Origin of the sequence: Halalkalibacter oceani (assembly GCF_040544555.1) — a bacterium.
Lineage (GTDB): Bacteria > Bacillota > Bacilli > Bacillales > Bacillaceae_D > Halalkalibacter > Halalkalibacter oceani.
The window spans coordinates 14,271-26,808 of the sequence record NZ_JBEPKD010000019.1; the positions used below are offsets into that span (position 1 = coordinate 14,271).

The 12,538-nt window shown below is 49.9% G+C and carries 11 protein-coding genes; 8 read left to right on the forward strand and 3 right to left on the reverse strand.

What is annotated here, in order from left to right; translation table 11 throughout:
• Positions 1 to 59 precede the first annotated feature (59 nt).
• The gene (gene spoIIQ / locus ABMB67_RS17170; RefSeq protein ID WP_251223081.1) at positions 60 to 932 is read left to right on the forward strand and encodes a stage II sporulation protein SpoIIQ; all 873 of its coding nucleotides are present in this window, start codon (positions 60 to 62) and stop codon (positions 930 to 932) included.
• A 194-nt stretch (positions 933 to 1,126) separates the two neighbouring features.
• Here spoIIQ and ABMB67_RS17175 read toward each other — a convergent pair whose 3' ends face one another.
• From ABMB67_RS17175 to ABMB67_RS17185, 3 genes are read right to left on the reverse strand one after another with little or no spacing between them, the layout of a single operon-like run.
• Positions 1,127 to 1,939 (reverse strand): P-loop NTPase family protein, encoded by an 813-nt coding sequence (locus ABMB67_RS17175; RefSeq protein ID WP_354572831.1) that lies wholly within the window; start codon positions 1,937 to 1,939, stop codon positions 1,127 to 1,129.
• Positions 1,940 to 1,954: 15 nt separating this feature from the next.
• Complete coding sequence (locus tag ABMB67_RS17180) at positions 1,955 to 2,362, reverse strand: hypothetical protein (protein WP_354572832.1); 408 nt, start codon at positions 2,360 to 2,362, stop codon at positions 1,955 to 1,957.
• Between the two features lie 18 nt (positions 2,363 to 2,380).
• Positions 2,381 to 2,902: a hypothetical protein gene (locus tag ABMB67_RS17185; RefSeq protein ID WP_251223084.1), complete on the reverse strand. Its 522-nt coding sequence runs from the start codon at positions 2,900 to 2,902 to the stop codon at positions 2,381 to 2,383.
• A 397-nt stretch (positions 2,903 to 3,299) separates the two neighbouring features.
• On the opposite strand from ABMB67_RS17185, the gene ABMB67_RS17190 reads away from it, so the two are divergent.
• From ABMB67_RS17190 to ABMB67_RS17220, 7 genes are all read left to right on the forward strand, one after another.
• Positions 3,300 to 4,781, forward strand: a complete 1,482-nt coding sequence (locus tag ABMB67_RS17190) for an aldehyde dehydrogenase family protein (protein WP_354572833.1) — start codon at positions 3,300 to 3,302, stop codon at positions 4,779 to 4,781.
• A gap of 19 nt (positions 4,782 to 4,800) precedes the next feature.
• Positions 4,801 to 6,171, forward strand: a complete 1,371-nt coding sequence (locus ABMB67_RS17195; protein WP_390189098.1) for an NAD(P)-dependent oxidoreductase — start codon at positions 4,801 to 4,803, stop codon at positions 6,169 to 6,171.
• 29 nt (positions 6,172 to 6,200) lie between these two features.
• Positions 6,201 to 7,466 (forward strand): NAD-dependent dihydropyrimidine dehydrogenase subunit PreA, encoded by a 1,266-nt coding sequence (gene preA / locus ABMB67_RS17200; RefSeq protein WP_354572834.1) that lies wholly within the window; start codon positions 6,201 to 6,203, stop codon positions 7,464 to 7,466.
• A 22-nt stretch (positions 7,467 to 7,488) separates the two neighbouring features.
• Positions 7,489 to 8,910 (forward strand): dihydropyrimidinase, encoded by a 1,422-nt coding sequence (hydA, locus tag ABMB67_RS17205; protein ID WP_354572835.1) that lies wholly within the window; start codon positions 7,489 to 7,491, stop codon positions 8,908 to 8,910.
• A gap of 333 nt (positions 8,911 to 9,243) precedes the next feature.
• Positions 9,244 to 10,707 (forward strand): NCS1 family transporter, encoded by a 1,464-nt coding sequence (locus ABMB67_RS17210; RefSeq protein WP_354572836.1) that lies wholly within the window; start codon positions 9,244 to 9,246, stop codon positions 10,705 to 10,707.
• Positions 10,708 to 10,730: 23 nt separating this feature from the next.
• A complete protein-coding gene (locus tag ABMB67_RS17215) occupies positions 10,731 to 10,961 on the forward strand; it encodes a hypothetical protein (protein ID WP_354572837.1) in 231 nt (76 codons plus the stop codon).
• A 148-nt stretch (positions 10,962 to 11,109) separates the two neighbouring features.
• A complete protein-coding gene (locus ABMB67_RS17220) occupies positions 11,110 to 12,465 on the forward strand; it encodes an aminotransferase (protein WP_354572838.1) in 1,356 nt (451 codons plus the stop codon).
• Positions 12,466 to 12,538 lie beyond the last annotated feature (73 nt).

Genomic DNA, 12,538 nt, shown 5'->3' on the forward strand with positions numbered 1-12,538 from the left:
TCGCGCCGATGTATACATTTTGGCAAATCGGAACAGAATGGTTGCTGAGGTGATGAGAAATGAAAAAAGAAGAAAATCAACGTTCTTCTAAATCTGAAGCGAAAATCAATATTCAACGTCTGTTAAAGAAACGCTGGGTTGTCCCTGCCCTTTACTTAATTGCCGCAGCTGGAGTACTAAGCTCCGTGTTCTTCCTGCAAGGCCAGGATGAATCAGCATTGCCGGAAGACAATATGGAAGTGACAGAGGGAGAGCAGGGAACAAATCCATATGGGGAAAATGCGATTGAAGTCACATCGTCCCAGGAAATTGTCAGAATGCCTGTTGAAGAAGAAGCAAATGTAACGATTGTCGGTCAATTTTACGATGTCAACGCATCTGAAGAAGAACAGCAAGAAGCCCTTGTCTACTACAATAATACCTATTACCAAAACAAAGGAATTGACTTAGCCCATGTGGAAGGAGAGGCCTTCCCGGTTGTCGCTTCTTTAAGCGGAACGGTGGTAAGAGCCGATAAAGATGAATTGCTCGGCTATGTCGTCGAAATCAGTCATGATGATGGCGTTGTCACTCATTATCACAGCTTGGGCTCATTGGAAGTAGAAGAAGGAGCTATCGTACAGCAAGGGGATGTTCTTGGTGAAGCAGGACGAAGCATCTATAATGAAGATGCTGGTATCCATGTCCACTTTGAAATCCGTCAGGATGGAGTCGCTGTTAATCCTAATGATATTTTCCAGCAGCCAATTGATGCGATCAAGGATGCTGCGAGCAAGGATGAAGAAGAGCAGCCAGCCGAAGACGCACCAGCTGAAGGAGACCAGCCGGCAGACGGGGATGAGAATGAAGCCGATGCGGCTGACGATGAAGGTGAGCAGCCTGAAGAAGGTCTGCCATTGGAAGACGAAAACACTGACAACACGCAAGAATAAAGAAAAAAGGGCTTGAGACAAAACTAGCTTTGGACCTACTGGCAATGGCTTCACACGCCACAAGCCCGTTGTGAGAAACCCACTCACAACGGGCTTTAAAAGATCGTGGCGGTTCCGCTCATTGCTTAGAGGCTGGAGCAAAAGGTAAAAAACAACCTTTTGTTCAGCCTCTTTTTCATGTGGAAGGAGCCAGTTCAAGAGCCAGCCACGTCGAGCTGTTTGATATGGACATCAATCGTCGCCGGCTCGATTTGAAAATGAAATAAAAAATCATTGAAGATCGCCTGCTGAATCGCGGCGATGGTGCTGCGTAACGGCTTAACTGCGGAATAGTGGAGAATCAGGTGGACTTTGATACAAGGTAAATGTTCGATATGAATGTCAACCTGACTGCATTTTTTAACGACTTCAAGCGACTCGCAGCTTTTGCTGATAATTTGTTTAAACACCTGATCGTCGATGTGAATCATTCCATCCTGAAAGTTCGGCTGGATAATCGTTGTTTCGCCGATCAGTTTTTTTTGCTGGAAAAAGATTTTCTTGCCCTTTTGCATAATCCGCTTGAAAATGTTTTGTTCCACTTCTTTATAGGGCAGCGGGATCACATGCTTCTCCTGCATTTGCCTTGTGTAAAGCGCCATTTTGATTTCCTTCGAGGAACGGACATCCTCAACGGCAAAATAATGATCAATCGTTCCCAGCTCAAGCTGATCGGCTATCCGGTTCACCATTTTTTTCGATGTACCAATAAGCAAAAGCTTATCAATCGCCAGTGAGCGGAGCGCTTCCTGCACTTCACGGGCATGATCGTCATAAAAAAAGATCGCTCGTTTGACCGCTGTAATATAAGTCTTTTCGTATTTGGCCGACGTTCCGGCTGCTTTCCGGCCGTTGTGGATCAACAGGCCATCATCGATGATCGTCGTAATGCCGTGACTGTAGGCGAAGGAGAGCGCTGATGTGCTTTTTCCGGTTCCGCTTTTCCCGTAAAGCGCGTAGATTTCCATCTGTCGGCTCCTCTCTTAGTCAGAAGGCTTGTTCTGGTCTTTTTCCTTATTATACTGATCGAGACCTTTGCGGAAAAGCTCAAGGACGATTTCGTGCTGCGTTTTGTTCCTCACATGCTGTTTGATTTCATTCAGCTCGGCGACGAGGTCGGCATCGAAATGAATATTAACGGTTTTTCCTTTATCCTTTGGATGGATCTCCAGACCGGCTTCGCTCTGTTTTACCTGTCCTTCGAGGAGCATGTCATCTGAAAACCAGTCCGCCTCCGGAATGGAAATGTACTCCCCTTCAAAATAAATTTCACTTAACGTCTCATTAAAAGAAATGCTGACCGGGTTATGCGCCCGTTCATTAGCATCGCGTATTTGTCTGGCGATCTCCTGATTGCTTGTCGTATTCTCCAGCTTGATTTTCACCTTCATCTAAACCATTCCTCCCGATTAACAAGGCTTCAGTTTATTTTCAGGAATATCCTTGAGCAGGGCAAAGCTCGACTCCAATTGAATCGTATACATAAACTCTGTCTTCAACAACTGGGAAGAGACGACAATCCCCGCTTCAGGCGGCTGACCATCTGCCTCGACAGAAACACGATCAAGCACCTTGTATTGCGGCTGCAAATAGCCTTTTTCAAAAAGAAAGCTGTAGACGTCGGCTTTCGGATAGAGGAACCGTTTCTTTCCCTGCTTTGTCGGCAATGCCCAGAATTTCTCCTTTTCATCAAGCACCGTTCCCAAATAGCCTTCATCGGCCCAGCGCTTTATCGTCGACATATTATTTTTCTTGCCAGTATGTTTGTAAATAAGATCGATGATTTCCTTCGAGGAAATATAATGAAGCCGCTCCTTCTCCTGAGAGACGACGATCTCCAGTCGTTCCTTCAGCTCGACCAATGTCTGTTGATCCGCTTTCATCCGTTCTTCGGTTGCTCTAATGGCCTCTTCGATCTCTTCTCGTTTCAATCCGTTCACTTCCTTACCTGAATTCCTTTCCCTCTTAGCGCTATACTTTCTATTTTACATGGAGATGTCTCAAAAGGTCATCTTAATTCTTTTAAAACGGCAATAAGAACGAATCAACTGAAAAAGGACGATTTTCACTTTTTCAGCTGATTTTGCCTCATAAGAACGAATTCCTTCGCCATTATTCAACAAAAAAATCAAAAATGAAATCTGTAAGATATTATAACATGTAAAATATAAATTAATGCAATTAAAATATTGACATAAAAATATTGATAACATAGTATGGTTAGTAAGAATATTTTGATAATTAAAAGGCAGGTGAAGCGATGGCTGATTGCATAAAGGAAGAGAAAACAAAAAGCATGACATAGAAAAAGAAACTTGGAGGGATTAGATGGGAACACAGCAGCAAACGAAGTCGTTTCATAATCTGATCGGCCGTGAATGGCTGCCATCAAACTCTGGTGAGACATTTACGGTCATCAATCCGGCCGATACGAGAATCGAGCTGGGTGTCTGTCAGCAATCAAATGAGGAAGATGTCGAAGCGGCGGTGGCAGCGGCGAAACAGGCATTGCCCGACTGGAGCGCAGAAGCAGCCCCGGTTCGCGGACACTATATCGCCAAAGCCGCCACTCTCATTGAAGAGCGCACCGACGAATTCATTAAACAGCTGATCATCGAGGTCGGCAAATCCTATGCCGATGCGAAAGCTGAGGTGATTAGAACCGTGCGGGTCATGCGCTTTCTGGCAGGAGAAGCCGAGCGGCTGAAAGGCGAAACGATTCCTTCCTGGGATAAGGAAGTCATCGGCTATACGAAGCGTGAGCCTGTTGGCGTCGTCGGTCTGATTACGCCGTGGAATGTTCCGCTTGCGATCGCCGCCTGGAAGATTGCGACCGCGCTTACTTGTGGCTGCACGGTCGTATTCAAGCCATCGAGCCAGACGCCGCTCGTCAGCCTCCAGCTTGTCGAAGCGTATCAGGAAGTGAATCTCCCGGCAGGCGTGCTCAATTTTGTGACCGGCCCCGGATCGACGGTAGGAAACGCGATTGCCACCCATCCGGATATTAAGGCGATCAGCTTTACCGGCTCAAACAAAATCGGACTTGCCATCAATCAGCTTGTCGCCAAACGAGGCGCGCGCTTTCAGGCTGAAATGGGAGGGAAAAATCCGTTTGTCATCCTGAATGATGCGGATCTTACTCTTGCCGTGGAACATGTCATCGCCGGCGGCTTCGGTGAAAGTGGGCAGCGCTGTACGGCGACGAGCCGTGTCATCGTCCTTCCCGGGATCGCCGAGTCATTCATCGCCCTGCTCAAGGAGCGCGTCGGCCGGATGAAGGTCGGCAATCCTCTCGATGAAGGGACGGATATGGGGCCGGTGATTGACAAAGGCTCGATGGAAAGCATTCTTGCCTATATCGAAATCGGCAAGAGGGAAAACGGTCAGCTGGTGACAGGGGGCGGCCGCTTAACGGAAGGAGACTATGCTCATGGCTACTTTATTGCCCCTACGGTTTTTCGCGGCATTACGCCGGAAATGACAATCGCCCAGGAGGAGATTTTCGGACCGGTGATCAGCGTGATGGAGGCCGATAACTTTAATCAGGCGCTAGAATGGGCCAATCAAGTTGAATACGGCCTGTCCTCGACGATATACACAAATGATATGGAAAAAGCGATGCGTTTTGTGAACGGGATTGAAGCCGGCTTTACTCATGTCAACATGCCATCGACCTATAGCGAGCCGCATTTTCCGTTTGGCGGAATCAAAGCGACCGGAATCGGCGGGATGCGCGAGGTCGGCAGCACGGCAATCGACTTTTACACGGAATATAAGACGGTCTATATGAAGCCGCATAACCAACAGTAAGGAGGGGCTCTTCATGCATATGAACAGAATGAAAAACAAAACGATTTCATTGCAGGACTTGAGCGCTAACTTTTCTGAAATTGAACCGCCATTAACAGAGAAGGAAGCAATGGACGAAGCAAACCGCTGTCTCTATTGCTATGACGCGCCCTGTATTACCGCCTGTCCGACCGACATCAATATCCCTTCCTTCATCAAGAAGATCGCATCGGGCAATATGAAGGGTTCCGCGAGGGTGATCATGGAGGCAAACCCTGTCGGCGCCAGCTGTGCCCGCGTCTGTCCGACCGAGGAGCTTTGTGAGGGGGCCTGTGTGCTGAATGACGCCTCATTGCCGATTATGATCGGGAACTTGCAGCGTCATGCGACAAACTGGGCGATCAAAAACAACGAGCAGCTGTTTAAAGCCGGCAGAGCCAATGGAAAGAAAGTCGCGATTATCGGCGGCGGACCGGCAGGCTTATCAGCGGCGCGCGAACTGGCCCGTCTCGGCTATCAGGTGACGATTTTTGAGGCGAAGGAAAAAGCGGGCGGGCTCGACACGTACGGGATCGTTTCCTTCCGCTTGCCACAGGAAGTCTCGCTCTGGGAAGTGGAGCAGGTCGAAAAGCTCGGTGTCGAGATCCGGACAAACACAACTGTCGGGAAGGACATTAGCGCCACAGAAATGAAGGAAGGCTATGATGCGGTTGTGCTGGCGATCGGAATGGCGAAGGTGCCGATGCTTGGGATAGAAGGCGAGGACGCGGATGGCGTTTATGACGCGATTGAATTTGTGGAAAGCACGAAAACGCCGCCGCTTGACGAGTCGTTTATCGGCAAAAAAGTGGCGATTATCGGTGCCGGAAACACGGCGATTGATGCCGCAACCTGTTCGGTTCGTCTCGGTGCCGGCAATGTGAAGATGCTCTATCGCCGGACGGAAGCGGAAATGAGCGCGTATGAATTTGAATATGAATTTGCGAAGCAGGATGGCGTCGAATTCAGATGGCTGACCCAGCCGACAAAAATTGTGACCGAAAACGGCAAAGTAACGGGGCTTCAATGCGTCAGGATGGAGCTGGGGGAAGCGGATGCGTCCGGGCGGCGTCGTCCGGTGCCAATCGAAGGGTCAACATTTACGCTTGACGTTGATGCGGTCATTAAAGCGATCGGCCAAACCCGCTATATCCAGCTAATTGAAGCATTCGGCCTGGAGCATCACAACGGAACGGTCAAGGTGAATCTTGAGACGTACCAGACATCCGATCCGGACGTTTACGCGGCAGGCGATGTCATTTTCGGTGATGGTCAGGGAGAAGCAATGGTTGTGACGGCAGCCCAGCAAGGGAAGCTGACCGCCTATTCGATTCATAAACAATTAGGAGAAAAAGCGATTGAAAGCGCTTAACTACATGGAGAAAGACAGGAGGTAATTCAATGGCTGACTTACAAATCAATTTTGCCGGGATTCAAGCGCCTAATCCGTTTTGGCTCGCATCGGCTCCACCGACGAACACAGGCTATCAGGTGCAGCGCGCCTTTGAAGCAGGCTGGGGAGGAGCTGTCTGGAAAACGCTCGGTGATCCGATCCTTAACGTATCATCGCGGTTTGCGGCAATGCATTTCAACGGGCAGCGCGTAGCCGGCTTTAATAACATTGAATTGATTACCGACCGACCGCTTGAAGTCAATCTTGAGGAAATTTATGAGACGAAAAAGAAGTACCCGAATCACGCCTTGATTGCTTCGCTCATGGTCGAGCCTGAACAGGAAAAATGGCATGAAATTGTTAAGCGGACGGAAGCGGCCGGCGTCGACGGCCTGGAGCTGAACTTCGGCTGTCCGCACGGCATGGCGGAACGTGGCATGGGCTCCGCCTCCGGTCAGGTGCCAGAGCTTGTTGAAAAACAGACGTACTGGGTGAAGGAAGTCGCGCAAACGCCGGTCATCGTTAAGCTGACGCCAAACATCACCGATATTACCGCGACAGCGGAGGCGGCTGTCCAGGGCGGCGCTGACGCGATTAGCATGATTAATACGATTAACAGTCTTGCCGGTGTCGATCTCGATACGTGGAATACGGTGCCGCATGTCGGCGGAAAAGGGGCACATGGCGGCTACTGCGGTCCGGCGGTGAAGCCGATCGCCTTGAACATGGTCGCGGAATGCGCGCGCAATCCACGAATCAACGTGCCGATTTCGGGCATCGGCGGCATTTCCAACTGGAAGGATGCGGCTGAATTTATGCTGATGGGTTCAGGCAGCGTCCAAGTTTGTACGGCGGCGATGCATCACGGCTTCAGCATCGTCGAGGACATGATTGACGGATTGAGCAATTATTTGGACAGCAAGCAGATCTCTTCGGTTGAAGGCCTTGTCGCCAAATCAGTCGAACGGTATTCAGACTGGGGCAATCTCGACCTCAACTACAAGGTCGTCGCGCGCATTAATAACAACACCTGTATTAACTGTAATAAATGCCATATTGCCTGTGAAGATACGTCTCATCAATGCATTGATATGCTGACCTCGCCTGATGGCAATAAATATTTGGAGGTGCGCGAGGAGGACTGCGTCGGCTGTAACCTCTGCTCGATCGTTTGTCCGGTCGAAGGGGCGATCGAGATGGTCGAAATTCCAAATGGCGAGCCGATGACCTGGAACGAACGGCAGGCTGTGCTTCAGCAAAGCGTAAAATCATAAATCGTGAGGAGGAGAATGGAAGATGAAAAAAATCATCACGAATGGAACGATTGTAACCGCAGCAGATCAATATGAAGCGGATATTTTAATCGAGGATGGAAAAATCGCCGCGATCGGTGAACGGCTTACGGCAGATGGCGCGGAAATCGTCGATGCGAAAGGAGCCTATATTTTCCCGGGCGGGATCGATCCCCATACTCATTTGGAAATGCCGTTTGGCGGCACGGTGACGGTTGACGACTTTGAAACAGGGACGACCGCCGCCGCATTTGGCGGCACGACAACCGTGATTGATTTTTGTTTGACGAATAAAGGCGAGCCGTTAAAGAACGCGATAAAAACATGGCATGACAAATCACGGGATAAAGCGGTGATCGACTATAGTTTTCACTTAATGATCGGCGAAGTGAATGAACAGGTGCTCGAAGAAATTCCGCTCGTGATCGAGGAAGAAGGGATTACGTCCTTTAAAGTGTTTATGGCGTATAAAAATGTGTTCCAGGCCGATGATGAGACATTATTCCGGACGCTGCTGTTCGCGAAGGAGCACGGGGCGCTTGTCATGGTTCATGCTGAAAACGGCGACGTCATCGAGCATCTCGTTAAGGAGGCGCTCGATAGCGGCAAGACTGACCCGATTTATCACGCCTTAACGAGGCCGCCTGAGGTAGAAGGGGAAGCGACACACCGCGCCGCCCAGCTGACGGGACTGGCCGATTCACAGCTTTACGTCGTCCACGTCTCCTGTGCCGAAGCGATGGAGAAAATCGCCGATGCCCGGAAAAAGGGCTACCGCATTTACGGAGAGACATGTCCGCAATATTTAGTGCTTGATCAAACGGCTTTAGAAAAGCCGGATTTTGAAGGCGCCAAATACGTCTGGTCGCCGCCGCTGCGTGAAAAGTGGAACCAGGAGGAGCTGTGGAAGGGGCTCGCCAACGGTCAGCTTCATACTCTCGGTTCGGATCAGTGCTCATTTAATTTTAAAGGGCAAAAGGAGCTGGGCAGAGGCGACTTTACGAAAATTCCGAACGGAGGGCCGATGATTGAGGACCGCTTCAGCATTTTGTATTCAGAGGGAGTCGAGAAAGGCCGGATTTCGCTCAATCAATTTGTTGATATTGTCTCGACGAAGATTGCCAAGCTGTTTGGACTCTTTCCGCAGAAGGGGACGATTGCCGTTGGCAGCGATGCCGATCTTGTTATCTTTGACCCAACGGCGGAACGGGTCATTTCCGCGGAAACGCATCATATGGCGGTTGACTACAATGCATTTGAAGGGATGACGATCAAAGGTGAGCCCGTTTCCGTGCTGTCACGCGGTGAGTTTGTCATCCGTGATAAAGCATTTGTCGGCAAGCCCGGAGCCGGGAAGTACTTGAAGCGCAAGCGCTTTGCCAATATAAGCAATTCAGCTAAAAAGCGGGTGACGTTTCAACAATAAGAAAACCGCGCAGCTTCTTTTCTTAGAAGCGGCGTGCAGAGCCGTTACCATCTTTTAAGGATGGCTGAAAACGGACTTTTTTCAGCCATCCGCGTAACGTGCGGAGTCGAAGCCCTTCCGCGAGTCTTCCCACACTTCTTCCGCAGCAAAAATAAACGATGGGGATTGGAGAGAACGCTATTATGGCATCTGAGAAGGTCTGCTCGAAGGGAAGGAACATAGTCTTCTGTTTAGGAGCGTCAAGAAAGTGAATCTTGCGAAGACGAAGTAGAAATAGATAGGAAGTCGCTGCAGATTTGCTCTCTTCATTTCATGAAAAAGAGGGGAATTAAGATGAAAAAAAGCAGCTATCATTTAAAATCACCAGACCTTCTTCCAATTGCCCATAGTGAGCGCAAAATTAGTACGCTCGGTTTTTCCATCATGTGGGTCGGAATGGCGGTCGTCTTAGCGGCGTTTGCCATCGGCGGAGATGGCGTGCAAGGTATGCCGTTAATCTATGTTCTCCTGGCCTCGATTATTGGCTGTATACTGATCGGCTTGTTTATCACGCTGACAGCCGATGTTGGAATTGAGCATGGTCTCTCGTTTCCGGTCTATATGAGGGCGCCGTTCGGCGTCGCCGGCACCCATTTTCCGTCGATTGTCCGGGGGATTACCGCCTCGATCTGGTTTGGGATCAACACGTATTTCGGTTCAGCGGCGATCAACGGCATTTTAAATATACTGACCGGCTTTGACAATTGGTTCGTCTGTTTTCTGATTTTTGCTCTCGCCCAGCTGATCAACACGGCAATCGGAATCAAGGCGGTCGAAAAGTTTGCCGATCTCGCCGCGCCGATCATTATTCTGATCGCGCTTTGGATGTACAGCACGCTCGCCGATCAGGCGGCGGCAATTGACCGCAACGTATGGACGTGGATTGAAAGTCCTGTCTCGGGCATTTTGCTGTTTACTGCCTTTATGACGGTCATCACCGGTAATATGGGCTATTGGTCAACGCTTGCGACGGATGCCTCCTCCTTGTCACGCTTTATTAAAGCGCCGAAGTTTGAACGCAACTGGTTCAAACGAAATAAAGGGGTGCTCGTCGGCAGCGTCGTTGCCCTGCCATTGACGCAAACGCTCATTGTGGCGATCGGCGGAGTTGCCTATATCGCGGTCGGCAATTATGATCCGATCGTCGCGCTGCAGGAGTCGGCAAGCGGCTGGATTTTAGTCGTCCTGCTTTTGATGATTGTCTTTTCACAATGGTCGACGAACACGTCCGCCAATGTCGTTCCGGCGGCGACGATTTTTTCCAATGCTGGCGGGCCGAAGATTCCTTTTTATGTAGGGGTTTTTCTGGCGGGGGTTGTCGGCACGGTGACGCAGCCGTGGAATTTGTTCAATGTGTTAATTCCGTTTCTGACGACCGTTGGCGGCATCCTATCGGCGATTGTCGGCGTGATTTTTGCCGATTACTATATGCTGCGCAAGCGCCGTTTGAATGTACATGACCTGTATGAGAAGGAAGGCCAGTATGCTTACGTGAACGGCGTCAATTGGGCCGGCATTCTCGCCTGGGTAATTGGCGGGGCGATCGCGATTGCCTTTCCGACCTATTCTTTCTTTGTCGGCTTCATCATCGGTGCGGCCAGCTATTATCTGCTCGCCAAGTATTGGTGGTTCGAGAAATACAAGCAAGCGGAAATTGAAGACCCGGATGATGAGAAGTACTTAGGGATCACGGTCGGCCGTGACTGGCTGATTGACAGCGAGGAAGTGTTCGAATCGAAAAAACAAATCGTCAATTAAATAAGCTGGAAGGAGGCTTCGTTATGTCAGCGTATGCCGAGTTTATCGAAGAGAAGAAAAAAATTGATGAACTGCTTGCTAAAGGATACGAAATAACGAACGTAAACGAGAATTTGAGCGGCGCATTCGTCGAATTTCAACTTCCGAATGACGCGCTCGATTACCCTGAAAAAAGCAAAGAGTTGCACATCCTGACAGCCGACGCCCGAAAATATTTCTCCAACCTGATTCTCGCCAAACAACGTCACTTGTAAAGGGCGCTGAACAAACCGAGCAATGAGAAGGGAACGAGGGGATCCCACTCCCCGTTGACTGCAGAAGGGTAAGATGAATCATGGCTAAGTCGAAGCGCTGTCAAAGGCGTGTCTTCCTTTGATAGAAAACTAAAAGGAGGTTAGAAGAATGAAAGTGGAAGCAGGAACAGAGGATCTCGTTCAAAAAGACAGGGCTCATCTTTGGCATTCAATGGCGAAATATAATGAAAAAGCGGCGCCGATGATCGTTTCAGAGGGGGAAGGCTCGTGGTTTACGGCGACGGATGGCAAGAAATATTTAGACGGTGTCTCCGGCCTCTGGTGTCTAAATCTCGGTCATGGGCGGCAGGAAATCGCCCAGGCCGCCTACGACCAGCTGCTCAATATGTCTTATTCGCCGCTGACGATGAGCCATGTACCGGCGATTGAGCTGTCTACGAAGATTAGCGAGCTGCTCGGCGAGTCGTATACGACGTACTTTAGCAACAGCGGCTCTGAAGCGAATGAGGTCGCTTTTAAAATCGCCCGCCAATACCATGCCCAGAACGGCAAGCCTGAAAAGTATAAAATCATTTCAAGATACCGTGCGTATCATGGTTCAACATTAGGAGCGCTGAGTGCGACAGCACAAGCAAACCGAAAAACGAAATATGGGCCGAGTGCGCCGGGCTTTCTCCATGTGCCGCCTCCATACAGCTACCGCAGTTCATTTGCCGACAGGGCGAACAGCGATCTCGCGGCAGCTGACTATGTGGAGGAAGTGATGAACTGGGAGGATCCGGAGACAGTCGCGGCTTTTATTCTTGAGCCATACATTTCGGGTGGTGGCGTAATCATTCCATCGCCTGAGTATTTAACAAGGGTGGCCGAAATTTGTCGCAAGTATGATGTATTGCTTATTTTGGATGAGGTCGTTTCTGGCTTTGGACGGACGGGGGAAATGTTTGGCTTCATGCATTCCAAAGACGCCCAGCCGGACATCATCACGATGGCAAAGGGCTTAACGAGCGGCTATCTTCCGCTTGGCGCGACAGCGGTCCGTTCCACCATTTACGAGCGGTTCAAAAAGCAGGAAACGAAAGCCCATTTCCGCCATATCTCGACTTTTGGCGGACATCCGGCGGCCTGCGCTGTGGCACTGAAGAGTATTGAAATCCTGGAAAGAGAACGGATCGTCGAGCGCGTGGCGACCGTAAGCCAATCGATTCTCAGCAAGCTTCATCAGCTCAACATGCTTCCGCAAGTCGGTGAAGTACGGGGCATCGGCTTCTTATATGGCATTGAGCTAGTTGAAGACAAAGAGACAAAAGCGCCGCTCTCCGATGAAAAGGTCGGGGCGATATTGGCGGCCTGCAAGGAAAAAGGGCTGATTATCGGCCGCAACGGCGATACGATTCCAGGCTATCAAAACGTACTCATTATTGCGCCGCCGTTGTCGTCAACAGAGGATGATCTTCACTTTTTAGTAAGAACGATCGATACTGTGCTGCGGGCGCAGGCTTAGCCCCCTTTTAGCAAAATGAGCGAAACCTCTCACGTCAGATTTTTTGTGAGAGGTTTTTTTACAATCTCTGGTC

Bases quoted from the DNA above. Each gene is read 5' to 3' on its own strand.
- ABMB67_RS17180 (WP_354572832.1), bottom strand. From the start codon at position 2,362: ATGAAGGTGAAAATCAAGCTGGAGAATACGACAAGCAATCAGGAGATC.
- ABMB67_RS17190 (WP_354572833.1), top strand. From the start codon at position 3,300: ATGGGAACACAGCAGCAAACGAAGTCGTTTCATAATCTGATCGGCCGT.
- ABMB67_RS17215 (WP_354572837.1), top strand. From the start codon at position 10,731: ATGTCAGCGTATGCCGAGTTTATCGAAGAGAAGAAAAAAATTGATGAA.
- ABMB67_RS17220 (WP_354572838.1), top strand. From the start codon at position 11,110: ATGAAAGTGGAAGCAGGAACAGAGGATCTCGTTCAAAAAGACAGGGCT.
- ABMB67_RS17195 (WP_390189098.1), top strand. From the start codon at position 4,801: ATGAACAGAATGAAAAACAAAACGATTTCATTGCAGGACTTGAGCGCT.
- hydA (WP_354572835.1), top strand. From the start codon at position 7,489: ATGAAAAAAATCATCACGAATGGAACGATTGTAACCGCAGCAGATCAA.
- ABMB67_RS17210 (WP_354572836.1), top strand. From the start codon at position 9,244: ATGAAAAAAAGCAGCTATCATTTAAAATCACCAGACCTTCTTCCAATT.
- preA (WP_354572834.1), top strand. From the start codon at position 6,201: ATGGCTGACTTACAAATCAATTTTGCCGGGATTCAAGCGCCTAATCCG.
- spoIIQ (WP_251223081.1), top strand. From the start codon at position 60: ATGAAAAAAGAAGAAAATCAACGTTCTTCTAAATCTGAAGCGAAAATC.
- ABMB67_RS17175 (WP_354572831.1), bottom strand. From the start codon at position 1,939: ATGGAAATCTACGCGCTTTACGGGAAAAGCGGAACCGGAAAAAGCACA.